Genomic DNA, 25,675 nt, shown 5'->3' with positions numbered 1-25,675 from the left:
AAATGGTTCATTACCACTTTTCAAAATAAAAATTTCTCCTACCCACACTTACAACCTGTTGCCTACGCATCAGGTTTTTTTATTAGGCTGTTTTGCATACTTGACACACTGTTTCACATTAAAAATTTTATAATAGCAAAACAATCTTCTAGAAATAAAGGGAACGTTCACCCTTTTTTTCTAGAAGAGTTATTACAATGAATTAATACTTTCTACTGTTAAAGTTATTACCTCATACGTCTCCTTTGAGCATCTGATCGTGACATTTCCAAATTGCTTTGAATAGTAGATGTCAATCCATGTGTTCTGGAGTCGCTCTAGTACATCAGCACTTGGATAAAGTTTTTTCTTTTGAAAGATTATCGCAATTTGTGGATCAACTGCTTCTAGTAGCTCCTGGGATGTCCCATTATTACTGGCAAATTCGGCTACCTTAAGGATGTTAACATCCTTAAGAGGATAACTTTTTATCAATTGTTCTTCTAACAGCTTGCTGGCAACACCCATAAATAGGAAACGATGCTCACCGAATTTCATCGAAAAGTTCATCGATTTCTCTTGGTCCATAACCTGAAGAACATTTATGACGATATCCGAAAATAACTCTTTTTTGCCAATATTCCATTTTTCTATGGCAGCATTTAATCCAAGTTCTTCCTTGTCTACTGAAGAAGGTATGATGATCTTTTGAATAGGGTATTCTTTCAATAACCATTCAAGGTTTCCTTGATAATCGGGACCAAGCTTCGTAAGGATTACTTTTTCAATAGAGGTAACTCCATATAAATCCAATGTCTTTTTTAAGTGTTCCTTTGAATTCTCATTTCCTGTATTAATGAGGATCGCTTTACCCTCATCATTTTGGATAACAGTTGCTTCTCCATCCGGAAGGTCTACAAAAGTAACTGCTATCTCGTCCCTCATTAACTTTAAGTCAACTTTCTCTATCTTTGTCGGTATATCCTGATTTTCCTGAAACCCAGCTAAAAGTAAAACGACACAAAATAGCCAAAGGACTCTTCTCATATTAATCCCTCCAAAAAGGTCTAGCATTAGAATGTGTCAAATTTCCATTTAATATGAGAGTTAATACTAAATTGTTGACTAATGCCAACTTTTCATATTTTGAAGTAATGATGGTAAGCTTCCTTTTTTGATTGTTAGTTCAGGAAGAGACTGTAAAAAGGCTTTTCCATACCAAGTAGTTATAATTCTTTTGTCAAATACGAAAACGACACCCTTATCATTTTTTGTCCTAATTAGACGACCAAAGCCTTGTTTAAACCGAAGAACTGCTTGTGGTAAGGAAAGCTCATTAAAGGAATTAACCCCATTTTTCTCCAATTGTTTCGCTTTTGCTTCGAATAATGGCTGACTTGGTGGAGTAAAAGGCAAGCGAACGATTACTAAACAAGTTAGCGTCTCTCCTGGAAAGTCTACCCCCTCCCAAAAACTGCTTGTTCCAAACAAAACAGCATGTTCACTTTGCATGAAGGTTTTCGTGATTTTAGATCTCCCCCCACTACTAATTCCCTGTCCTATTAATGTCATACCTTCGAGTTCGAATTGGTCTTTTACCTGAAAATAGGTTTTCTTCAACATGTCATACGAAGTGAATAAGACAAGCATTCTCCCTCTTGTTACCTTCGCAATCGCCGCAATATGGGTAGAAATTGCTTGAATGTATTCCTCGTTTGATACTGCCTTTACTGTTGGCAAATCCGTTGGAATTAAAACCTGTGCTTGAGCAGAGAAATCAAAGGGAGAAGGTAGTGATGCACAAATAGGATGAAAATCACTTAAGCCTATTCGTTCAATCATATAGGTGAACGATTGTTTTACACTTAAAGTAGCAGATGTAAAGACCACACTATTTTTTTTAGCTAATAGTGTATCTGCAAGTATGTCACTACTATCAAAGGGCTGTAAAAATAAAGAAGTTGAGTTAAAAGCACCTTTTTCATCAATTTCCATCCATGTTACATATTGGTCATCTTCTGAGAGAAATAAACCAATAAGACTTTGGTTCCATTCATACATGCGATTTTTAATTTGATTAAAGTCCGTTGCGATCATGGTTAGCCTTGAATTTTTGGTGAAATTTTTCTCTATTTTATGTAAGATGTGATCCATGATTATTGACGTGTCTGAAATAGTAAACCTAATTCGGTTTACACATTCAATAATCGCATTCCATTTAAGTCCAGCTTGTTTAGATGCTTCAAATTTAAACGTTATTCGAGTACCTTCTTGATTATCATTTCTCGCCTTCGATAATGCGTAAGATCTAAGCATCCTAAATAAATCATCTAGCTCTGCTTTTAATAAGACAATTTTTTCATCAAGCGAATATAGATCCGAGGTTAGTTGTTTTTTTAAGACTTTACTTAAGTCTCTTACAATTCCACCTTCTTGTAGGCTCCCGAGTCTACTCAGCGTATAACTGGCCGATACATAGTCGAGCTGTCTTCCTAAAAACTCCCCTACAATATCAATAAACTGATGACCCTCATCAATGATGACCTCTTGATATTCCGGAATAAATGATTCCTGAAGTAAATCCCTACACAATATTGAATGATTCGTAATAATTAAATCCGCTCTCTCAGCTCTCTTTTGCATCTGCCTGTAAAAGCAACGAGAATTCCAATGGCTTGAAATTTGATCTTTTGTTGGATAATCGGTTGAAAGACGCTCCCACAGAAACTGACCACCAGATGGTAAATTAATTTCTTCAATATCACCCGTTTCTGTTTCTGTTAGCCAAATTAGAATTTTAGCTTTCGTAAGAATGCTATCATAATTATCATCAGATTCTTTTAAAAGCTGTTCAAATCTAAATAAGCTTAAATAATGGGATCTTCCTTTTACTACAACCGCTGATATATCTTGTTCTACTATTTTATTTATTAGAGGGAGATCACGCTGCAAAAGTTGATGCTGAAGCTGAATCGTATTCGTACTAATGACAACCTTACTACCCTTTGATCGACTATGTATAGCAGCCGGTAATAGATAGGCAATCGTTTTGCCCAGACCTGCTCCTGCTTCAATTAGCGCATGTTCTCTTCCATGGAATGCCTTTTGAATAAGGTCCATCATTTCTAACTGACTTTCTCGAATCTCACCCTCTGGAAACAGTTGAGACTCCTTTAATTTCGAAACAAACTGTTGACGAACAGTTGGATAGGAAAGTTTTGAAGCTGTATGGTTCGTTTCCTCCACCTCAATCAATTTCCGTAAAGCAATTCCATTTATAATGTCGAATTGGTCTTCATCCAATCTTTGTTGTTGTTCTTTAGCTTTTAGCAATTCCTCTAAAAGATCTTGCAAATCACTTGTAAAGCTTGCAGATAGCTCTAATAATCTCTTTATGGTTACAAAAGGTAAGCTGACAAGCTTTTGCAACAGTTGATGTAATAAAAAAGCCGTTACCTCCGCATCACTGTCTGCCTGGTGAGGTCGGTCATGTTGAAACTCAAACTGCTCTGCCAAACCTCCTAACCGATAGCTGTTAAGGTTTGGATAGAGAAAACGAGTCATTTCTACTGTATCTAGAACAGGACCTAAAAACGGCCCATAACCTGCAAGTTTTAATTCTTCTTGTAAAAAGCTCAAATCAAAAATAACATTATGTGCAACAAAATAGGACTCCTCTAGTAAATCCAAGATAATGGGAGCAATTTCTTCAAAAAATGGTGCATCCTTCACCATCTCATCATTGATCCCAGTTAGCTGCTCAATGAAGGGAGAAATCGCTTGGGATGGATTTAGAAAAGTAGAATATTGATGAACAATTTCTCCATTTTCATACACCACTGCTGCAAATTGTATAATTTTATCTCCTTTTTTAGGAGAGTTTCCAGTTGTCTCTAAATCAATCACTACAAATCGATTCACGATTATTACCACCTCTGATTAGGGGAACATCCATTTACTACCTTCAAAAATACCATAATTAATAAAAAATTACTATTAGTGAAGCAAAACCCACCTATTTTTGCATAAAAAAAATCCCTAAAAAGGGATTTTTCACATCACGGTACTTGCTGGTTCTTCATGTAATAATTGGACGATCTGATTATTCTCATTCATAATCGCTACCTTCGGGTGATGAGAGGCTACCTTTTCGTCTGGAACTAATACATAAGAGATGATGATGACAACATCTCCTTCTTGAACCAAACGGGCCGCTGCACCATTTAAACAGCAAACTCCACTGCCTCTTTCTCCAGAAATAATATATGTCTCAAAACGTTGACCATTATTGTTGTTCACGATCTGAACTTTTTCATTGGCCACCATTCCAACAGCGTCTAATAAATCTTGATCAATGGTTATGCTACCCACATAATTTAAATTTGCTTCTGTTACACGGGCACGATGAATCTTTCCATTCATCATAGTTCGAAACATGTAAAATCCCCCTTTGCCAAATGACAGCAACTTCTATATATCAAATGTCATATTATCAATTAGTCTTACATTTGTAAACCTTATCGCAACGGCAATTAAAACCAATCCAGATAGTTTTGATAACGGTTTCAGGTCAGGAAACGAATAAATCTCCACATAATCAATTTCCGCTGATGAATGATTATTAATATACTGGATTAGTTCCTGTTGAACCGTTAACGGATTTTGTTCTCCTGCTTGGATTAATTTGTTCGCTAATTGAAGTGATTGATAAATAACAACCGCTTCTTTCCGTTCTTGCTCAGTTAAATAAACGTTTCGTGAGCTTTTGGCTAAACCATCATCTTCTCGAATGGTGTCAACCGGTACTAATTCAATTGGAAAATTGAACTCTTGAATTAGAGACGAAACAACCGCTACCTGTTGGGCATCCTTCATCCCAAAAAAAGCAAAGGTAGGTTGAACAATATTAAAAAGCTTGATGAGAACAGTTGCTACCCCATCAAAATGTCCTGGTCTTTTACTACCACAAAGGACATCAACTTTATTTTCAACTTTCACCTTAAAAGTTTTCTCATTTTTATACATCTCTTCTACACTCGGATAAAATAACAAGTCCACATCTTCTTGACGGGCTAGTCTTTCATCTCGGTCAATATCACGAGGATAGCGGTCAAAATCCTCATTTGGTCCAAACTGTAGTGGATTAACGAAAATACTCATGATCACTACATCAGCTTTTTCACGAGCTTCTTTAACTAAGGATAAATGGCCTTCATGAAGAAAACCCATTGTCGGAACAAATCCTATCGTCTTTCCTTCATGTTGAAAGTTTTTTACCTTTTGCTGCATCTCTTGAATCGTTGTAATAATTTCCACTATTTATTTCCCCCATACAAGCTTGCTAGTTCGTGTTCCTTCATCGTAAAGGAATGTTTTTCTGAAGGGAAATCCATTGTTTTCACCTCAGCTATATACTGAGCAATTCCTTGGTTAATATCTTCGTTTACATTTAAATACGTTTTAACAAATTTAGGAACCCTTGATACCCCGAATTTAATTAGATCATGAAAGACTAGCACTTGTCCGTCTGTTTGGTTACCTGCTCCAATACCAATTGTCGGGATGTTTATATTTAAAGAAATATGTTCAGCAACTTGCTTTGGCACACACTCTAACACGACCGCAAATGCCCCTGCCTCTTCGCATTTTTTAGCATCCTCTAAAAGTCGTGCTGCACTTTCAGCATCTTTTCCTTGAACCGAATACCCGCCAAGTACAGCAACAGATTGAGGCTGAAGTCCAAGGTGAGCCATGACCGGAATGCCCGCAGTTGTTAATAGGCGGATTAGTTCGACTACATCCCCAGCCCCTTCTAGCTTTAATGCGTGTGCACCAGATTCCTGAAACATTCTCTTTGCATTTTTTAAAGTATCTTCTTTTGAAATATGATAAGACATAAACGGCATATCCGTTACGATAAAAGTGTCCTTTGCTCCTCGTTTTACTGCCTTTGTGTGGTGAATCATATCTTCAACTGTTACTGGAATTGTACTGTCATAGCCAAGTACAACCATTCCTAATGAATCACCTACTAGAATTAAGTCAATACCAGCTTCTTCCGCTAATTTCCCTGTAGGATAATCGTATGCAGTTAGCATAGCAATTTTCTTTTGTTCTAGTTTCATTTTCATAAAATCAGTTGTTTGCTTCATTCATTCTCCTCCTTTTATAGAGGTAATGAATAAACCGACGAAGAGTAAATGGGTTGTGTTGTGTTTTTTGCCCTAACTCATAAGAGCAAAAAAACCCTTCTTAATTGGAAAGAAGGATTCATAACATAAGCACTTTTCGGTTTCATTCATCCCTCTGTCCCAGTCCTAATGGATCAAGGCAGATTATTTTTTTGACTAGATTGTAAATAAATGGTGTAGTTCCCACATGGGATACTACCCGAGTTCATTATATCAACGATTTTATCATTAGGCTATCCTTAAAGCTTCTGATTTTTCAAACAATTACTATTTTATTTCTATATCGGCAGAATGAACGTAATGAGTCTTTCCACTTTCATCCTCTATGACTAGCACACCTTCATCCGTAATCCCTTTTGCCATGCCTATTATCTTTCCATTTAAAGTACTTGCCACAATCTCTTTCCCTATACTTATAGCATAAGCCTCCCACAAAAGCTTAATCGGATAAAAGCCAGTTTGTAAGTAGGATTCATATAGCTTCTCCAATTTTTCTAAGATCGTTTGAATGAGCTCTGCACGGTTTACTTTCTTGCCGGATTGAATAAATAGCGAAGTCGATTTTTCTTTTATATCGTCTGGAAAATCCTGCTCTGATTGGTTAACATTTATTCCGACGCCAATAATAATCGAATTAATTCGATCTGCCTCTGCCTGAAGTTCGGTGAGTATTCCCACCGTTTTTTTTCGATCAAATAAAATATCATTTGGCCATTTGATTTCAGGCTCTAGACCCGTAACTTCTTGGATTGCTTGTGCAATACTGACAGCTGCTAATAAAGTTAATTGCGGACTTTGTGGTAATGGTATAGCAGGACGCAGGATAATGCTCATCCAAATTCCCGTATATTTGGGTGAATACCAAGAGCGATCCAAACGACCTCTTCCGGCAATTTGTTCTTCCGCCAGGATGATCGTCCCTTCATTTGCTCCATCATAAGCAAGCTTGTGGGCAATTTTTTGAGTAGATGTGACCGTTTCTTCATAATGAATGCTTCGACCAAGATACTTAGTCTTTAACCCTAACTGTATTTCATTAGATGTAATCTTTTCAGGCTTTATTGTAATTCTATACCCTTTTCTTCTAACCGCTTCAAGCTCATAGCCCTCTTTCCGAAGGTCTTCAATGTGCTTCCAAACAGCAGTCCTCGAGCAACCTAAAACTTCACTCAATTTTTGCCCTGACACAAATTCACCATCTGCATCTGTAAACACTTCTAATAATTTCTCCCTTAAAGCTGATTGCACTTTATGAGCCACTCCTTTATGGAATCCCTAGTGTTGAGAAGGGTTCCCTTTAATATATCAGACTCAATATTGATCATCATTTCACTAATCCATGGGCCAGGTGGCTTTCCTATCATCTTAACTAGATCATGACCGTCAATAACAAGGTCCTTTCTAGTTAAAATCGGTAGCTGTTGGTAGAGTTTCAGTCGAGTAGAAAGATTCTTTTCAACCATTGAAGCTGACATGACTGACTCTAGCCTTGCTGTTGTAAGGGTGAGTTCCTCACCAAGCTTGTACATGAGTTCGTTCGTCCAACCAATATTCTTAATCTCAGTTAGGGCCTCTACAATTGTAATCGCTTCTTTCACAACCTTGTTAGGTAATTTCCATTTTTTCATAAAGCTCTCTATTTCGTTAACTTGTAAATTCAGACAAAGTATTGTCCACTTTTCTGTCCTTGTGTTTAAAGCTGTATAGTCTAGAGCAGGCCATTCTTTGAGCGCTTCTTTAAAAGGGGATAAGCCCCCTATAAAATCCGCCAATCCAGTAGAGCTAATTAGTCTCATGGCTGATTGACAGGATGCTCCCACCAACGTCTTTTCTAGCTCAATACCTATACGCTCGATGGAAATATGGTTCATTAAATTCGCATTATTAGTAATTGCTTGAAGCGTTTCTATTTCAATGTCAAAAGAAAGCTGACTGTGAAAACGAATGGCCCGAAGCATTCGTAAGGCATCCTCTTTGAAACGTTCATTAGGATTTCCAACTGTTCTAATCTTTCTTTCTGAAATGGCAACTTGTCCATGAAAGGGATCGAATAGTTCACCATCTAATCCCATTGCGATCGCGTTCATCGTAAAATCACGTCGCTGTAAATCCTCTTTCAATGAATCAATAAACCGAACGCTCGTCGGCCTACGGTAGTCTATGTAATCTTCATCCTTACGAAAAGTCGTGACCTCATAAGGAGTTTCATCTATTAAAACGATGACGGTCCCATGTTCAATACCTACTGGGACCGTTTTTGGAAAGATCTCTATTACTTGTTGAGGTAGTGCTGAAGTAGCAAGATCGACATCACCAATTGGACGGTCCATGATTGAGTCACGAATCGCCCCTCCAACAATATAGGCTTGGTATCCTTCATTGTTTAGCTTTTTGATAATTTCTATTGGCTTCAAAAAGACATCCTTCAACACAACCACATCCACTATTTTTGTAATGTTTGTTTATAAATTTCTTCATATTGCTGAACAATTTTGTGTGAGCTAAATTGCTCATGAACTCTTTCAATCGACTTGCGAACCATCTTGTCATATAGTTGGGTATCCTTTAAAAGAGAGATAGCTCGGTCACCGACCATATCAACATCTCCAAGTTCACAAAGATACCCCGTCTCCCCGTCAATAATAACTTCAGGAATTCCACCTATATTTGTTCCAATACAAGGCACTCCACAAGCCATTGCTTCGATTAAAACTAAACCGAAGCTTTCCTTTTCAGAAAGCAATAGCTTTAAATCACTCATGGAATATAAATCTTCTAGCTTATCCTGTTTTCCTAAAAGAAGGACCTTGTCTGTCAAATTCCTTTCTTTTACTAGTCGATTGACAACCGTTAGTTCAGGTCCATCACCAACTAAGAGTAGCTTTGCTTTTAGATGCTTTTGAATATGATCAAAAGCTTTTATTACATCTGGGACCCTTTTAACTGCTCTAAAATTAGATGTATGTATGATTACCTTTTCTTCTGGAAGAATCCCGTACGCATTTTTTAACGCGGACGCATCTTTTCTATGATAAATTCTCTCATCGATAAAATTATAAATGGGTGTAATCTGTTGATCAGGTTCTAACAAATCAAAGGTTTGTTCAATTAAAGATTTTGATACAGCGGTGACTGAATCAGACTTCTCAATCCCAAATTTAATTAAGTCACTCATGGAAGGGTCATACCCCAACACTGTCACATCCGTACCATGAAGAGTCGTCACAATCTTGACATCCCTTTTTGCCATCTGCTTGGCAAGTACCGCACAAACCGCATGAGGAACAGCATAGTGAACATGTAGTAAATCTAGTTCTTCACGATCAATAATTTCCGCCATTTTACTAGCTAATGCTAAATCATAGGGTGGGTATTGGAAAACAGAATAATTATTGACCTGTACTTCATGGTAATAAATATTGCAGTAAACCTTATTCAACCGAAATGGAAGACTAGATGAGATAAAGTGGATCTCATGCCCGTTTTCAGCCAAAAGTTTACCAAGCTCAGTTGCAATCACACCAGATCCACCAACTGTTGGATAACAAGTAATTCCTATTTTAAGCTTCATTACTTCTCCCCTAACAAACCTTCCTCTAAAAGGAATGGTTTCTTACTTATAAAGCCTTCTGCGTATTTTACTCCAGCCTCCTGGCCATATAATCTCTCTCTGTTTATGACGGTATCAATATATCCGTTAACCAAAGGAGTCTCAACACTCCCTGCTGTTTTTATAAATTGGCTTTCATACGCTTTTAAGCTTTCAATCTTTGTTTCCATCGTATCAGAAACATCAATTAAAAACGTAGGAGCGTGGAATCCATTTATAAAGTAATAAAAGAAATTCGAAACTTTATGTGCTGGTAGATTATCTTTCACTTCATATTTTTGAATGCCTGCAGAAAAAACTGCCTCCTCTACTAAGGAGGCACACTGACCATGGTCAGGATGACGATCGATTGGGTAAGGTACAAAGATACTAATTGGACGATACTTTCGAATGATGAAAGCAATTTTTCTAATGAATTCTTGTGTTGGAAATAGTCCCCGATCCGGAAGCTTTAGGTTTTCTCTATATGTGACTCCTAGAATCTCTGCCGCTCTCTTGGCTTCCTGGTGACGTAATGACACGGTCCCGTTTGATGACAGTTCCGCTTCAGTTAAATCACAGATTCCAACACGTAAGTCTTTATTAGTATATTTGGCAATTGTTCCCGCCATACCAATTTCTACATCATCAGCATGAGCCCCAAAGGCTAGTATTTCAAGCTTTTGACTAGGACTCGTCATTAATCACTTGCCTCCAGGTTAAATCGCCTCTTTCAAGACCACGAACTAGAATTTCCGCTGTACCCATATTCGTTGCAAGTGGAATATTATACACATCACAGAGTCTAACAAGTGCCGTTATATCAGGCTCATGTGGTTGTGCCGTTAACGGATCTCTAAAGAAGAACACAGCATCCATTTTATTTTTTGCAATTAATGAGCCAATTTCCTGATCTCCACCAAGTGGTCCTGATTTAAACCTTGTAATGGTAAGACTAGTCGCCTCCATTATTTTGGTGCCTGTTGTTCCTGTAGCAAAAAGTTCATGCTCTTTAAATACTGCCTCGTAGGCTATTGAAAATTGGACTAGCTCTGGTTTCTTTTTATCGTGAGCAATTAAAGCAATATTCATAAATTTCCCTCTATTCCATAATATTTTCTAATCCGTAAACTAGTAAGTCCACTTTCATGACTGTCTCAATAGCTAATTTCACACCAGACATAAAGGATGCTCTATTATAAGAGTCATGACGAATCGTTAAGGTTTGTCCATCACCACCAAATAAAACCTCCTGGTGAGCAATTAAACCTGGTAAACGCACACTATGTAGTCGAATCCCTTCAAAATCTGCTCCTCTTGCTCCTTTAATATGTTCCTTTTCATCTGGATGACCTTGTTGCTTTTTCTCTCTTACCTCTGCCATCATTTCAGCCGTCTTGATGCCTGTACCACTAGGAGCATCAAGCTTTTGGTCATGATGTAGTTCAATGATTTCAATATCCTGAAAATATTTTGCTGCCATTTGAGAGAATTTCATCATAAGCACCGCACCAATTGCAAAATTAGGAGCTATAATTGCCCCTAATTCCTTTTGCTGAGCGAGTTCTTGTAGCTCTGCTAAATCCTGTGAAGAAAAACCAGTAGTCCCTACAACCGGTCTTACACCGTATTCTAACGCTATCTTAGTATGCTTTCTTCCAATCTCCGGTGTGGTAAGATCGAGCAATACATCAGGCCTTACCTGCTGAAGGCATGTCTCAATATCTTCAAAAATAGGGGCATTAAGTGGTGGTAAACCATCAATATCTGAAATAAGCTTTCCTCCATTAACACGGTCCACCGCACCAACTAATGAAAAATGCTCGGTTGAATGGATGAGTTGTAACGCTTCTTTCCCCATTCTCCCTCTTGGTCCTGCAATGACAATTTTAATCTGATCCATTTAACACAGCTCCTATTCCTCTATTTTCGTCCAACGATCTTTATCTCGAGTATTAAATTTATTCATAACTAAATCATGTGATTCTTCTAAATCAATATGTAAGGAGTTAGCTAGACAAGTTAATACAAATAGCATATCACCAATCTCCTGTTCCATCGATTTTACTTCTTCTGATGTTTTCTTCGGCTTTTCCCCATAATAATGGTTAATTTCTCGAGCAAGCTCACCAAGCTCCTCTGTTAATCTGGCAAGCATCGCTAAAGGGGTAAAGTAGCCTTCTTTAAACTGCCCTATGTATTGATCTACTTCTTTTTGAATCTCTTGTAATGTCTTGGCCATATTTGTCACCTCATATTTTTCTTCTTCCATGTTAGCTAAAACAAGAGAATTTGACAAATATTAAAACTATAAAGTTGCAATTGCCCAAAATCAAGCCGTAGTCTATAATTTGTAACGAACTGGAAAATAACAAACTGGAGGCTTTATATGTTTGGAAGTATAAAATTAGTCAATATATTTTTCATCCTTCTAGGTGCTGCCATCTTTTCATTTGGTTTAGTGAATTTTAATATGCAGTATCATTTAGCAGAAGGTGGCTTTACTGGAATTACTCTATTACTTTATTTTCTATTTGATTTTAACCCCGCCATTTCTAACTTGATTCTTAATATTCCTTTATTCTTTATAGGATGGAAAATACTTGGAAGGTTATCATTTATTTATACCATGGTTGGTACCTTTAGTGTATCTGGATTTTTATGGATCTTTCAAAGCTACCCGGTTGATTTTCAACTTGAGAACGATTTGACTTTAGTAGCGCTCTTTGCAGGTGTGTTTCTTGGTGTTGGCTTAGGTATTATTTTTCGTTTTGGTGGTACTACTGGCGGAGTAGATATTATTGCTCGTCTTTCTTATAAGTATATCGGATGGAGTATGGGCAAGACGATGTTTTTATTTGATTTATGTATAATCGCTATATCCATTTTAGCTTATCTTTCCTACCGCCAGGGCATGTATACCCTAGTTGCGGTTTTCATCGGGGCAAAGGTAATTGATTTTATGCAAGAGGGGGCATATTCTGCTAAAGGAGCTACCATTATTTCAGCTAAGAATAACGAAATAGCTGAAAAGATTCTAAAAGACATGGAACGAGGCGTTACCATTTTAAAAGGACAAGGTTCTTTTACAAGGCAGGATAAAGAGGTTTTATACTGTGTGGTTGGGCGTAATGAGATTGTTAAGTTAAAAAATATTATTACATTTGTTGATCCTCATGCTTTTGTTGCTGTCAGTGATGTACGAGATGTTCTGGGAGAAGGGTTTACATTAGATGAGAATAAGAAGCCTTTGCGTGAGTAATTAAGGGAAAGACTTCTTTTCACCAAAATCGTTTTTTATTATTTTTTATAAAGTTTACATTAATATTTAGTCCGTTGATTTCCGCTGCAGGCACTTGCTTTCCGCGGGGAGGGATGTGAGCCTCCTCGGCTTCGCCTGTGGGGTCTCACACTTCCCTCTATCTCCCGCAGGAGTCAAGCGCCTTCCGCTCCAATCAACTCTAGGTTTTTACACAACTTTCTAATGACAAACAAAAGCTTTTAAACAAGTTTAGACTAAAAAAATCCTACTTGAGGTTTTCAAGTAGGATTTTTATTATTAATCTTCGCTTTGCATTCCTGTGTAGATTAAAACTAAACGAACAAGTTCTAATACTGCAACTAGGGCAGCAGCTACGTATGTTAAAGCAGCAGCGTTTAGGACTTTGCGAGTTTCACGTTCTTCATCATTTCTGATAATTCCTGCGGAAACAATTTGGTTCATTGCACGGTTTGATGCATCAAATTCTACAGGTAGCGTGACAAGTTGGAAAAGAACTGCAGCTGCCATAAATACGATACCAAGTAAAACTAGTCCGCTCATACTTGCAAAGAAACCAATAAGGATTAAGATCCAAGAAAAATTAGAACCAATATTTGCAACAGGTACAAGAGCATGACGGAATCGTAGGAATGCATATTCCTCTTGGTCCTGCATCGCGTGTCCGACTTCATGAGCCGCAACCGCTGCACCCGCAATTGAATTCCCGAAATAGTTATTTGTTGATAATCTTACTGTTTTTGAACGTGGGTCATAATGGTCAGATAATGTACCAGGAGTTTCTTCAACACCTACATGATATAAGCCGTTGTCATCTAAGATCTTTCTAGCAACCTGTGCTCCCGTCATACCTGATGATGCTGCCACTTTTGAATACTTTTTGTATGCACTTTTCACTTTCATTTGTGCCCAAAGTGGGATAATAATAATTAAAGCGAAGTAAATGATAAAACCCATGACATTCATCCTCCATAAAAACATTATACTATCCTAATTGTAAGCAAGACAGGTAATGGTGTCAATCATTTAACCTTCTTCTCGATTCTTTTCTTTCCTTGTCCCCTTTATATTTTCTCCAGGCTACGTAAGATAATGTAACAATGATAATGCTTCCAGTCGAAATCATTACCCAAATTAATGAAGGATCTGCATCATCCTCTTTCATTTGCTTAAACATTCGAACTAATTCCTCTTCCATTACCTGCATGTGTTCCACTCTGGATTCATGCTCTAATAACTCATTACGAGATTCATCCATATACGTCACATAAGCGTTAATTTTTGCAGATTGCTCTGCATCTAAATCCAATCGTACACTTGGATAAATCATGTCGTACTTTCCAAGAAAAGAATTAAGTTCATTCTGGAAAACTTGGTCATCACCGATGTTTACAGCTTCCTTTAAAGAATGAAAGGTAGTCATTACAGATGTCTCCATCTCAGTCCAAAGAGGCTGATGTTCAGATTTAACAGCATCAACTACAAGTCGAAATTTCGTCACTGCTTTAATACGCTCTTCCGGTGTGGTCTCATCAGAAGCTAAAGATCCTCTTGCTTCCTCATACGAGGTAGTAATGACTCTAATTTCATCCATTGTAAAAGAATGCTCATGTATTGTCACTTTCGAGAATTGATTAGAAAAATAAGAAAGTAGTTTTTGTGCATCATCATATTTCTGATGCTTCACTAGTTGAAGGGCTTGATCTGTAATGACATCAAGTTGTTCCCAATTATCTGTATGATCTGCTAGTCCAATTGAAGGCTTCATAAAAACTAAAATTAATGTAAAAATAATCATCCATCTACTCATACTCGTCCCTCCCCTTACTACTAATAGATTGTATGAGGAGGTGGACAAGAGTAGACCATTTATAATGATAATTCCACTCTATTTTTTCGTATACAAAGTATGTAGGTAATTAATAGTGAAGCTATACTCAGCCAAAATGTAAAATATCCAATAGAGGCTATATACTCTTCAAGGCGATATCTAGGATACATGAAGAATACATAATCAATTACATCATTATGTAGCGTCCATACAGCAGCCAGAATGAGATGCCAGAGCTTCATTCTGTAATAGGGAGCATATAATAACCCTTGTACAGCCATCGCGGCATGAGAGAAAATTAACATATATCCTTGCCAAGCAAGGTCACCATGAATCGATAAAACAAGAAGGTTCATGACAACAGCCCAAACTCCGTACTTAAACAACGTTACAATAGCTAAAGCTTCAAATATAGGCCAATTTTTTTTAAGTATAAATGCAATTAGGACAAACGCAAAGAAGAGACTTGCTGTCGGACTATCTGGAACAAATATTAAAAAGATCGGAGGTGTATCAGCTAGCTGCCACCCGTACCATTCATAGCCATAAATGGTTCCTGCTACATTTACTGCTAATAAAGTCCATAACACCCATCTTTGGGCAAGAAAGAGTTGAAACATTCTAATCAATCTATTCCCTCCTATCAAAGCTAAGTAAGTGATAGTAGTAAAAAAAGCTGACGATAACGTCAGCTTTTAATCATTATTATTCTTCACCTATTGTACTGATAAATTCAGCTAAAATCTGTAATTCCTCATCCGTACCCTTGAAGATTCCAGCTGGCATGTTACCTTGACCATTTACAGCAATATCAGCAATTTCCTCTGGCGTTAATCCAGTTCCAATTAAAGATACCCCTGAAGATGTACCAGCTAGGTTATTACCATGACAGGATAAGCATGTATTGGCTTCCAAAATGGCATAGCCTTCCGCTTCAGTATCAATTGGAACCTCTTCAACGATTTTACCCATCTCTTTTTTTGCTTCCCAGTCTGTTTGAACAACTGATTCCCAAGTCAAGAAGATCGTTGCAGCGACACCAAGTAACATCATTCCAACAGCAATTGGACGTTTAGAAGGACGTCGTTCAGGTCCGCGATCTAAGAAAGGTGCAAGCAATAATGCTCCAAATGCTAAACCAGGCATAATCATTGCTCCGATTACTGTATAAGGTCCTGCAGCAAATTCATATTTTAAAAGTTGGTATAAGAATAAGAAATACCAGTCAGGTAAAGGGATATAACCTGTATCTGTCGGATCAGCTACACGCTCTAATGGGGGCTGATGAGCGACAGTTAAACAGAGAAATCCAATTAGGAAAACAGATCCTACTAACCATTCTTTTAATAGAAAGTTTGGCCAGAAAGCTTCTGTTTTTCCTGGAAATTCAGAGTAATCCTTTGGGATATTCGGTTTCCTTTCAGCAGGAACACGTGAATCTCCAACAAATTTCATACCTTTTCCACGATGCATTCATTTCCCCTCCTTTTGTAGGTGAAAAATCCCGGAAATTCATTTGGAAATGCCAATTGTATTTACCGTGAAGTTTTCTAGTATAGTAATTTTTAAAGTGGTCCAGAAATACCTTGCTTTCTAATCATTACAAAGTGAGCTCCCATTAACCCAAGTAAAGCACCTGGTAAGAAGAATACATGGATTGCAAAGAAACGAGTTAATGTTTGAGCACCTACAATTTCAGGGTGACCCGCTAACAATGTTTTTATCGCTCCACCAATAAACGGTGTAGCAGCAGCAATCTCTAATCCTACTTTTGTTGCAAACAGTGCTTTCATATCCCAAGGTAGTAGATAACCTGTGAAACCAAGTCCTAACATAACGAAGAAAATTAGAACTCCAACTACCCAGTTCAATTCACGTGGCTTCTTATACGCACCTTGGAAGAACACACGAAGCGTATGTAGGAACATCATAACAATGACCAAACTAGCTCCCCAGTGATGCATTCCACGAACAATTTGTCCGAACGCTACTTCGTTTTGTAAATAATAAACCGATTCCCACGCATTTTTAATATCTGGAACATAATACATAGTTAAGAACATTCCAGATAGAATTTGAATAACTGTTACAAAGAAGGTTAATCCCCCAAAACAGTAAACAAATGCTGAGAAATGGTGAGCAGGGTTAACGTGTTCTGGAACCTCATGGTCCGCAATATCACGCCACATTGGCGTAATATCTAAACGTTCATCTACCCAATCATAAATTTTGTTTAACATCTATTACGCCCCCCCTTTTGGTTGTGCTTTACCTAAGTATAATTTCCCGTCTCTTACTTCAGACACGTAAACATCCAATGGTGCAAGAGGTGGAGTTCCTGGTACGTTTGTACCGTCCTTTTCATACAATCCATAGTGACATGGACAGAAGAACATATTCTCATTTGCCGGATCTGAATTCCAGTTGACCGTACAGCCTAGATGTTTACACACTGGTGAAAGTGCTACAATCTTATCGCCATCTTTATATACCCATGCTGATTTTGGTTCTTCTGACTTATACCAAGCATCAACTTGGTCAATTTTAAAGTCGAAACGCTGTGGTTCAGTTGTGATATCCTCAACATTTGCAACAGGAACTAAATCCTGTTCAGTTGCAGGACGTAAAACCGGATCTAAAGCAAAACGAACCATTGGCATAAGCATTCCTGCTGCCATAAATCCACCAACACCAGTAAGGGTATAGTTTAAGAATTGACGTCTTGAAACCCGATGCTTTTTCTCACTCATCATTTTCCCCCCTCTATACAAAGCTAAGTCCGTTCGGACATACTTTTAACACTTATAAAACTAGGACATACTCATGATATATCAATATTGATACGAGGTCAATAATATCATTTTCTATAAAGTGAACTAATATGTATAATCCTGTTAATTTCTCCAAGCAGATAATAATAATGGAACGACTTGCTGAATCTGATCTGTCATAATTTGTTGCTTCACTTTTGAGTCAACATGTTCTAAAGGAACTGCTGGTAGCCATATTAAAGACTCTCCCAGTTCTCCCTCGAATTGCTTCCATTTAGAATCACTCGTTAGGTATACTACATGCTTAAAATCATTTTCCAAAAAGTGATCCTTCCATTCTAATAGCCTCGCAAATTCTTTTTCAGAATCGTTTCCCATCAAATAAGTAAATGGCGGTACTAGAAAGGCTCTACCTTTGAATTGCCTTTCAAGCTCATTAGTTAGAATCGTAATAAACTCTCCACTAAGAACTGTATTTTTCATTTGTTGTCCAGTAGCGATTGGAATGAGAGGAACAATAACTGTATCCACATATTCCTTGGATTGTACGTACACATCAATATCCGTTGTTACCCACTTCATCGTAATCCTCCCCTTAGAAGTCTCGATATTATTAAACCATATTCTACGTTTATTTTCATCCTCTATAACCTTGTACATACATTAATGAAGTAGTATCTCCAATTTTGTTCACAAAAATTTCTAAATTTGGTAAGAAATTTAGAAGAAGTAGAAAACTTATTGGTGAAGGGGAGAGTATTGATACTTAAAAGAGTTTTCCTTCGACTCCTCCTGGTTTTCTTGCCACTTTACTCCATCTGCTTTCGACTTACTCTACACACAGAGAAAACACCCTGCATCTGCAGGGTGTTTCATTGTAAACGCTTGTAAATTTAATTTTCACGAAGGTTGATAGACAGAAATAATTAGTACAATAAAGCTTAGCCATACAACAAGAGTTAATTTAAACGATTCAATAGTTCAGTCAGTCTGATAAATTCATCCTGGTCCTGCTTATCTAGGGCCTCATCAATCATGACTAACAATTTATCTCTTTGAAAAGTAAAGATTGTTTCTTCTAAAAATTTTTCCGCTAATTTTTTGTCCTTATCACTTATTCCTAGATGTCTTGGCATAAAAGGATTGTCTTCGAGGACAAGAACATAATGAGATGAGTGGAAGGACTCACGGAAGTTTAGCTGGATGTATATATCTTCCTCACGATTTAACCGAATGTCGTGAAAGGATTTTTCAGCATCGGTAGTCATCACATTTTCTTTGTAAAAGCGAAATGGAACATCATCCACACAATGAGTGGACATTATGATACCTTTCGGACAATACTGAGCCTGCTCAACAAAATGAACTTTTCTCATTAATTGGTCATGACTCATTAAGTAATTTAAAATCCAAACACATTCTCTTCTTTTTAGTTGGTAATTATTTAAAAACCAACGTATAAATTCCTTCTTTTCATTTACAGATACAGGGGTTGCCATTGTTGTCCCTCCTCTGTTCTTAATGAGTTAGTATAGTGGGGTTCGTCTTAATAAAATTCAACGCCTCTTGAAGAAATTCCTTCTTCACTAATTCTACAATTTCAGCCAAATTACTTACTTTTCATTTTCAAGTTGAATGACTAATTCTTCAATATCAATTCTAGTTTTCTCTATGCTGAGTAAATGCTTAAATTGTACCAATGCTTCCTGTCTTAAACCTTCCTCTAAAAGGAACCGACCATATTCTTCCAAGAAATCAGGTTGATCTTTAAAAAAAGTATATGCAGCACGGTAGTGTTTTAATGCATCTAAATATTCTTCTAATTCCTTCTTTGCCGTTGCTAAATCCCATAGCATTTGTGGATCTTCATCTCCACCATTAATGGCGGCTTCAACAATTGGGACAACTGATTCATAGTCACCCTCATTGATATAAATTCTTGATAATAAAAAGGAAGCTTCAATTGATTCTTGATCTAGCTCCCTTGCCTTTTCAAGAAGTTTTTTCGCTTTTTCGTTATTGCCAAGCTTCATGGAAAGTTTGCCGCCATGAATATATAACTCTTTATTATACTCATCAATTTGCAAGCCATCTTGAGTAGTCTTTAAAGCCTCTTCTACTAGCTCCTCTGCTTCGTACGCTTTTGAAAGTACAAGATACAGGGAACTGTATGCTGGGTCCATATCTTTAAGCTCTAGAAGCTTATTAATAGCTGTTTTATAGTTTCCTGCTTGGAAAGCCGCACAAGCATATCCAAACAAGCTATCGATTTCTATCTTGTCCTCAAGCCCCGTTTCATAATGAGTAAAAGCTTCCTCAAATAGCCCAGTAGCTGCATAGCTTTCTGCTAATCGTAAATGGACATTAATGTCACCCACATGATCATCTGACTCTAAGACTTTTTCATAGTAAGGAATGCTCTGCTTGTAATTTCCTCTTCCTGAGTAAAACTCACCAAGTGCAAATTGAATAATAGAGTGATTCGGTAAGAGGTTTCTCGCTTTTAAGAGTTTTTGTTCAGCAACTTCATCTAAGCCTTGCATTTGATATAAATCAGCAAGTAATAAAAGGGCTCTTGGATACTCCTCGTCTTCTTCATCAACTTGATCTAACAGCACAATAGCTTGCTCTTCTTCATCAAGATCTATGTAAACCTCCGCCAATAAAAGTAAGAGCTCACTTTCAGTTGGATAGATTTCGAGTAAGCTGATTAATAGAGCTTTTGCTTCTTCTAAAAAACCTAGTTGATAATAAGCGCTAGCTACACTGTATTTATCATCATCTGATGCTTTTGGTAATAATCTTTCAAGTTCTGCTAATCCTTTTTCAACTTCTCCATATTCTACTAGTTCAAGTGCTGCTTGTATTGTTTTCATATAGCTCCCTCAATTATCGTAAGTTAGTAAGACTTTTTTTTTACTTCGTTGCTATTCTATAAAAAAATGGAGTTTACATTGGGGCCGTTGATTTCCACTGCAGTCACTCGCTTTCCACGGGGAGGGACGTGAGCCTCCTCGCCTTCGTCTGCGGGGTCTCACGCTTCCCTCTATCTCCCGTAGGAGTCGAGTGACTTCCGCTCCAATCAACTCAATACTTTAACAAAGTTGATGAAATAGCAACAACCGTTTGAAAAAATCTTAATTAAAGACAAATTAGTTGTCAAAAGATAGTTGCAAAACTATAATCCTTCGAAAAAAGCTCATACTAAAAGCTTGCAGAATAATAGCCAGGTACCTTGATTGTAACCCGCTGCCCATATCCAGGATTAATAGAGAATTGGTCAACTACTCTAATGACACGTCCTTTATGAACGGTTATAAGTGGTTTACTCATATCATAGTTAACTTCTCCCTGATTCGCAAATTCCCTGCTTTTTAGGCCATATAAATTATAATCTAGATCCCCGCCAATACGAATTTCTCCCTTTAAAGGAGAGATTCCAATTTTCCTTATTACATTAAGAGGTAAGGGCTCTCCTGCTTGAGGGCACTCTGGAACAGTTGGGATCCTCTCTTCACTCATAAGAGCTGTCCAATTCTCCGTCAGTTTTTTAAACTTCCCCTTACTAGAAACGTCCTTCCATATTGGAACAATGGAAAGATAGTATGGGTACAACGCATCTCGAATCCATCCCCACGCCACGTTATACATGTCGACTTCTGCCAACTCAACAAAAATGACAGGGATTTTTAATCTTTTGCATTGTCTCACAAAGCTTGGGGTCAATGCTCTAATTGGAATTTTCACTCCAATACAGTAGTCAATTGGGCTATTAATCATCAAATGAGAGATCCTTTTAATCGCCTTTTTTAAATCTGCTTCATAATTAACTGTTACACTAACTAATAAAGTAGTGCAGCCCTTCCGTATCAATTCCTTCATATAGTCTTTTTGAGAAGCAAAAGTGGTTAATGTTTCGACAGTAAAATCGAGCATTATATGTCCTGGGGTTAATAAATAAGGGGATGCATCCATTTTCAGTAGTTTTACATTATCCATATGCGGTCTTATGTATTCAATCTTATTCTCTTTTACGGTAAAGGAGCATTGGATAATTTCCCGTTCTTTTTTTACATTTGCACGGTCAATGACATATGGCATACTTGCGTCTCCCTCCTTTAGCTAGTCCTAAAAATACCCTTATGACAAGCTATGAATTTCAGAAGGAAAGTATGTATAAAATCAGTAATTAACTCATACAAAAGACTGCCAATACAATGTATGGCAGTCCGTAAAATGTTTAATCCACTAATTCGTTAATATGCTCAAAGAAGCTTGGATACGAAACGGCGATTGCTTCAGTATCCTCAATATACATGTCACCCTCTGAAACAAATGAGGCTATTGCAAGCATCATTCCAATTCTGTGGTCACCATGACTTTTAACATTTGCTCCACTCAGCTTACTAGATTGACCATGTATGATCATCCCGTCGTCAGTAGCCTCAATGTTAGCTCCTAGTTTCTTTAATTCGTTAACGACAGTATCAATTCTATTTGTTTCCTTTACTTTTAGCTCACTAGCATCTTTAATCACTGTTGTTCCCTCTGCTTGAGTTGCAAGTAATGCAATAATCGGAATCTCATCAATCAGACGTGGAATGACATCTCCACTTACTTCCGTTCCATGAAGATTGGACGTCGAAATATATAAATCTGCAAACGGCTCAAAATTTTCTTCTCGTTTATTTTCAATTCTTATTTCTGCACCCATTTGCTGTAATACATCAATAATCCCTGTTCTAGATGGGTTAATGCCGACATTTTTTAAAACAATTGTACTATTTGGAGTGATTGCCCCTGCAACAAGGAAAAAGGCTGCTGAAGAGATATCTCCTGGTACATAGATGGAAGTTCCTGATAAGGATTGTCCACCTTTGACAGAAACAGTATCACCATTAACCTCAACCGTTACACCGAAGGCTTGTAGCATTCTTTCGGTATGGTCTCTTGATTGATGTGGTTCTGTAACAGTTGTCACCCCTTTACCATTTAGGCCAGCCAGTAAGATCGATGACTTTACCTGAGCACTTGCTACAGGAGATTGATAGCTCAATCCCTGAATACTTCCTCCTCTAATAGATAAAGGAGTATACTGTCCATTCTCTCTACCATCAATCTTAGCTCCCATATCTCGAAGGGGATTAGTCACCCTCTTCATCGGACGTTTTGCAATCGAATCATCCCCGATTAAGCAGGCGTGAAAAGGCAGACCAGCTAAAATCCCGAGAAGTAGACGTGTAGTTGTTCCTGAGTTTCCAACATCTAGAATATCCTTAGGTTCTACTAATCCTTCAAAGCCATTACCATAGACCGTTACATTTTCACCGTTACGCTCAATTTGTACTCCCATTTTTTCAAAGCATGATATCGTACTTAAGCAATCTTCACCAGGTAAAAAATGGTCAACGGTTGTGGTCCCATTAGCTATAGATCCAAGCATAACAGCTCGATGGGAAATTGATTTATCTCCTGGTACTTGTATTTCACCGTTTAATGGTTTTCCAAAGAAGTTTAATTTTTTCATTAATACTAGCCTCCTTACTGGGTAACATATGTTTCATATTTATTAGACTCTAAGCATTGCTTCGCCCTTAAGCGATCATCCTCTGTTTGAAAGCTAAGGCGTAGCACTCCGTAGATATCCTCTCTAGCTTCTATAATTCTGATATTTGTAATACTGATTTTGTTTTCTGCTAGAATAGCTGTGACCTCAGAGATGACCCCTGGATAGTCAGGCACATCCACGAACAAATCATAAAAGGCTGGTATAGCTCCCTTTGTCTTACTAGGAAGTCCATCTCTATATTGCTTTGCCGTCTCAAAATATTGATAAATCTGATTTGCATCAAATTGATCAATCATTTCTCGAACAGAATTCATTTCCTTCATCCATTCATCAAACATATTCAACAATGGTTCACGGTTATGAATCAGGATATCTCTCCACATCGTAGGACTAGAGGATGCAATTCTCGTTATATCTCTAAATCCCCCTGCAGCTAGTCGGCTTATGTCATGACTTTCGCTTTGATACGAAGCGACATTATGAACCAAGCTTGCTGCAATGATATGCGGAAAATGACTGATCAGCCCAGCAATCTGGTCATGTTCATCAGGAGTCATTTCAAGAAAGTTTGCCTTTGTACCAGAAAGCAACTCCTTTAGGGAATCAATCACATAGCGTGGTGTTTCTGGAGTAGGTGTTAATATATAAAAAGCATTTTCAAATAGATGAGCTCTTGAGGATTCCACTCCCGTTTTATGAGAACCTGCCATAGGATGTCCACCTATAAAATAAACCTCATCCTGTTGAATGGCATGACCTTTTAAAACGATTTGTTTTTTAGTGCTCCCTACATCCGTAATAATGACACCGTTTTTTAAAGGTAAATTAGCTAAATCAGACAAGATCTGCTCGGTTTGTGTAACAGGGGTTGAAATGATTATATAATCGGCTAACCTTGCTTCATCTGAGAGCTCTGTACCAATCTCATCAATTACATGAAGAGCTTGTGCCAGCTTTAACCGTTCAAAGTGAATATCATAGCCCACAATGGTTACGTCTTTCTCTCTTTTTATAGCAAGTCCAATGGAACCACCAATTAAACCTAGACCTACTAGTAAAACTCGTTTCTTCATGTAATCACCTAATTTTTAAAGATATGTAGACAAAAAGGTAGGTTCGCACCTACCATCCTTTGTTTGTTACTATTGTTTTAGCCTTTTCATACTTTTTCGTGCTTCTATCTCGAGCTCTGTTAAACCTCGTTGTTGATTTCCGCTCCAGGACACTCGCTTTCCGCGGGCGGTCTCGTGAGCCTCCTCAGCGCTTTGCGCCTGCGGGGTCTCTCTCAACACGCTTCTCCCGCAGGAGTCTCGCATCCTTCCTCTTCAATCAACTATGCTACTATCTAGATTACTCTTTAACATGCTAATAGATTACTTCCCCAACATCTCTTTTAAAATCGAGATGATTTCTTCATTTTCTTGTTGTGTTCCTACTGTTATGCGGACACTTGTTGGGAAGCCTAGTGCATTACCGGAACGGACGATATAGCCACGCTCTAGTAGGTATTGGAATACCTCATTTCCTTGTAAAGGATTGAAGTCAATTAAAATAAAATTTCCTTGAGAAGGATAATAGCCTAGATTATGTTCCTGACAGAACGCCTCAAACTGGTTTAGACCTTCGCGATTCTTAGTTTTACATGCCGCGACAAAGTCCTGATCTTGGATAGATGCTATTGCAGCTGCTTGGGCAACTCTTGATGTATTAAAAGGTTCTCTAGCAGGTTCAATTTGACGAATGAAGTCAGCATTCCCAATTCCATATCCAATTCTAAGACTTGCTAGACCATATGCTTTTGAGAATGTACGAAGGATTATTAGGTTTGAGTATTGCTGTAATAAAGGCACTGTTTCCAATAAGTCATCTGCCTCTACGTATTCATAATAAGCTTCATCCAATACAACCAACGTTGATTGGGGTACTTGTTCAAGGAATGATAATAAAGCATCCTTCTTTATATACGTACCGGTTGGGTTATTAGGACTACATACCCAAACAATTCTCGTATTCTCATCAATTTGCTTTAACATGCCGTCTAAGTCATGATTTCCATCTATTAATTCTACTTCCCTAACCTCTGCGCCCTCAACTACTGCATTATGCTTATATTGAGGAAAAGTAGGGGTAGCCATTACTGTATTCGTTTCAGGAGATAATAGGGCACGAGTTAAGATTAAAATAATTTCATCAGACCCGTTTCCAAAAATCAATTGATTTCCTTCTACATTTAAATGAGTTGCAATTGTTTCCCGTAAATTGGTTGAATATCCATCAGGGTAAATAGCTAGTTCATCAATTGCACTCTTAATCGCTTCTTTTGCTGCAGGAGAACAGCCAAATGGATTTTCGTTAGATGCTAGTTTTACAATTTTGTCTAACCCATATTCCTTTTTGACTTCTTCACTTGGTTTACCTGGCTGGTAAGGCTTCAACGATAATAGCTGCTTTTTAATCTCCATTTA

At 37.7% G+C, this 25,675-nt stretch carries 26 protein-coding genes; 1 reads left to right on the top strand and 25 read right to left on the bottom strand.

The genetic code is table 11. The features are described from left to right. Positions 1–192: 192 nt before the first annotated feature. The 12 genes from M1D60_RS07695 to M1D60_RS07640 all read right to left on the bottom strand — a co-directional run bounded on the left by M1D60_RS07695 (position 193) and on the right by M1D60_RS07640 (position 12,001). The gene (locus M1D60_RS07695) at positions 193–1,026 is read right to left on the bottom strand and encodes a ComEC/Rec2 family competence protein (RefSeq protein ID WP_456278575.1); all 834 of its coding nucleotides are present in this window, start codon (positions 1,024–1,026) and stop codon (positions 193–195) included. A gap of 78 nt (positions 1,027–1,104) precedes the next feature. After that, positions 1,105–3,900: an ATP-dependent DNA helicase DinG gene (dinG, locus tag M1D60_RS07690; protein ID WP_456278574.1), complete on the bottom strand. Its 2,796-nt coding sequence runs from the start codon at positions 3,898–3,900 to the stop codon at positions 1,105–1,107. Positions 3,901–4,032: 132 nt separating this feature from the next. Further along, entirely contained in the window at positions 4,033–4,416 is a 384-nt protein-coding gene (gene panD / locus M1D60_RS07685) for an aspartate 1-decarboxylase (protein ID WP_456278573.1), read from the bottom strand. Between the two features lie 33 nt (positions 4,417–4,449). Then, a complete protein-coding gene (gene panC / locus M1D60_RS07680; RefSeq protein ID WP_456278572.1) occupies positions 4,450–5,295 on the bottom strand; it encodes a pantoate--beta-alanine ligase in 846 nt (281 codons plus the stop codon). Continuing rightward, entirely contained in the window at positions 5,295–6,131 is an 837-nt protein-coding gene (gene panB / locus M1D60_RS07675; RefSeq protein ID WP_456278571.1) for a 3-methyl-2-oxobutanoate hydroxymethyltransferase, read from the bottom strand. The genes panC and panB overlap by 1 nt, the downstream gene beginning before the upstream one ends. A gap of 306 nt (positions 6,132–6,437) precedes the next feature. Beyond that, on the bottom strand, positions 6,438–7,430 hold the full coding sequence (locus tag M1D60_RS07670) for a biotin--[acetyl-CoA-carboxylase] ligase (RefSeq protein WP_456278570.1): 993 nt from the start codon (positions 7,428–7,430) through the stop codon (positions 6,438–6,440). Further along, entirely contained in the window at positions 7,403–8,584 is a 1,182-nt protein-coding gene (locus tag M1D60_RS07665; RefSeq protein WP_456278569.1) for a CCA tRNA nucleotidyltransferase, read from the bottom strand. The genes M1D60_RS07670 and M1D60_RS07665 overlap by 28 nt, the downstream gene beginning before the upstream one ends. Before the next feature lie 29 nt (positions 8,585–8,613). Continuing rightward, a complete protein-coding gene (gene bshA, locus M1D60_RS07660) occupies positions 8,614–9,741 on the bottom strand; it encodes an N-acetyl-alpha-D-glucosaminyl L-malate synthase BshA (protein WP_456278568.1) in 1,128 nt (375 codons plus the stop codon). Next, positions 9,741–10,460: a bacillithiol biosynthesis deacetylase BshB1 gene (bshB1, locus tag M1D60_RS07655; RefSeq protein ID WP_456278567.1), complete on the bottom strand. Its 720-nt coding sequence runs from the start codon at positions 10,458–10,460 to the stop codon at positions 9,741–9,743. The genes bshA and bshB1 overlap by 1 nt, the downstream gene beginning before the upstream one ends. Beyond that, on the bottom strand, positions 10,447–10,851 hold the full coding sequence (gene mgsA / locus M1D60_RS07650; protein WP_456278566.1) for a methylglyoxal synthase: 405 nt from the start codon (positions 10,849–10,851) through the stop codon (positions 10,447–10,449). The genes bshB1 and mgsA overlap by 14 nt, the downstream gene beginning before the upstream one ends. Before the next feature lie 10 nt (positions 10,852–10,861). After that, complete coding sequence (gene dapB / locus M1D60_RS07645) at positions 10,862–11,662, bottom strand: 4-hydroxy-tetrahydrodipicolinate reductase (RefSeq protein WP_456278565.1); 801 nt, start codon at positions 11,660–11,662, stop codon at positions 10,862–10,864. Between the two features lie 12 nt (positions 11,663–11,674). Continuing rightward, positions 11,675–12,001, bottom strand: a complete 327-nt coding sequence (locus tag M1D60_RS07640; protein ID WP_456278564.1) for a nucleotide pyrophosphohydrolase — start codon at positions 11,999–12,001, stop codon at positions 11,675–11,677. Between the two features lie 147 nt (positions 12,002–12,148). On the opposite strand from M1D60_RS07640, the gene M1D60_RS07635 reads away from it, so the two are divergent. Then, complete coding sequence (locus M1D60_RS07635) at positions 12,149–13,021, top strand: YitT family protein (RefSeq protein WP_456278563.1); 873 nt, start codon at positions 12,149–12,151, stop codon at positions 13,019–13,021. A 297-nt stretch (positions 13,022–13,318) separates the two neighbouring features. Here M1D60_RS07635 and M1D60_RS07630 read toward each other — a convergent pair whose 3' ends face one another. The 13 genes from M1D60_RS07630 to hisC form a co-directional block, all read right to left on the bottom strand. Next, on the bottom strand, positions 13,319–13,996 hold the full coding sequence (locus M1D60_RS07630; protein ID WP_456278562.1) for a zinc metallopeptidase: 678 nt from the start codon (positions 13,994–13,996) through the stop codon (positions 13,319–13,321). A gap of 61 nt (positions 13,997–14,057) precedes the next feature. After that, entirely contained in the window at positions 14,058–14,849 is a 792-nt protein-coding gene (gene ypjB, locus M1D60_RS07625) for a sporulation protein YpjB (RefSeq protein ID WP_456278561.1), read from the bottom strand. Between the two features lie 59 nt (positions 14,850–14,908). Next, positions 14,909–15,490, bottom strand: coding sequence for a lipoprotein heptaprenylglyceryl N-acetyltransferase LhaT (gene lhaT / locus M1D60_RS07620; protein ID WP_456279386.1), 582 nt, complete (start codon positions 15,488–15,490; stop codon positions 14,909–14,911). Positions 15,491–15,575: 85 nt separating this feature from the next. After that, complete coding sequence (locus M1D60_RS07615) at positions 15,576–16,343, bottom strand: c-type cytochrome (protein ID WP_456278560.1); 768 nt, start codon at positions 16,341–16,343, stop codon at positions 15,576–15,578. Between the two features lie 92 nt (positions 16,344–16,435). Next, entirely contained in the window at positions 16,436–17,110 is a 675-nt protein-coding gene (gene qcrB / locus M1D60_RS07610; protein WP_456278559.1) for a menaquinol-cytochrome c reductase cytochrome b subunit, read from the bottom strand. Positions 17,111–17,113: 3 nt separating this feature from the next. Further along, positions 17,114–17,620 carry a QcrA and Rieske domain-containing protein gene (locus M1D60_RS07605; protein ID WP_456279385.1) on the bottom strand — a complete coding sequence of 169 codons (507 nt, stop codon included), beginning with the start codon at positions 17,618–17,620 and terminating at the stop codon, positions 17,114–17,116. A 144-nt stretch (positions 17,621–17,764) separates the two neighbouring features. Continuing rightward, on the bottom strand, positions 17,765–18,223 hold the full coding sequence (locus tag M1D60_RS07600) for a YpiF family protein (RefSeq protein ID WP_456278558.1): 459 nt from the start codon (positions 18,221–18,223) through the stop codon (positions 17,765–17,767). Between the two features lie 377 nt (positions 18,224–18,600). Continuing rightward, a complete protein-coding gene (locus tag M1D60_RS07595; protein ID WP_456278557.1) occupies positions 18,601–19,140 on the bottom strand; it encodes a ReoY family proteolytic degradation factor in 540 nt (179 codons plus the stop codon). Between the two features lie 114 nt (positions 19,141–19,254). After that, positions 19,255–20,517, bottom strand: a complete 1,263-nt coding sequence (locus M1D60_RS07590) for a tetratricopeptide repeat protein (protein WP_456278556.1) — start codon at positions 20,515–20,517, stop codon at positions 19,255–19,257. Between the two features lie 328 nt (positions 20,518–20,845). Continuing rightward, positions 20,846–21,742, bottom strand: coding sequence for a hypothetical protein (locus M1D60_RS07585; RefSeq protein WP_456278555.1), 897 nt, complete (start codon positions 21,740–21,742; stop codon positions 20,846–20,848). A 139-nt stretch (positions 21,743–21,881) separates the two neighbouring features. Further along, the gene (aroA, locus tag M1D60_RS07580; RefSeq protein ID WP_456278554.1) at positions 21,882–23,168 is read right to left on the bottom strand and encodes a 3-phosphoshikimate 1-carboxyvinyltransferase; all 1,287 of its coding nucleotides are present in this window, start codon (positions 23,166–23,168) and stop codon (positions 21,882–21,884) included. Positions 23,169–23,182: 14 nt separating this feature from the next. Next, complete coding sequence (locus tag M1D60_RS07575; RefSeq protein ID WP_456278553.1) at positions 23,183–24,283, bottom strand: prephenate dehydrogenase; 1,101 nt, start codon at positions 24,281–24,283, stop codon at positions 23,183–23,185. 300 nt (positions 24,284–24,583) lie between these two features. Beyond that, the gene (gene hisC, locus M1D60_RS07570; protein WP_456278552.1) at positions 24,584–25,672 is read right to left on the bottom strand and encodes a histidinol-phosphate transaminase; all 1,089 of its coding nucleotides are present in this window, start codon (positions 25,670–25,672) and stop codon (positions 24,584–24,586) included. Between the last annotated feature and the right edge of the window lie 3 nt (positions 25,673–25,675).

This window comes from Bacillus sp. AK128, assembly GCF_053903075.1.
The sequence above is the reverse complement of the archived record's forward strand: the minus strand, read 5'-3'. Positions and strand labels throughout refer to the sequence as shown.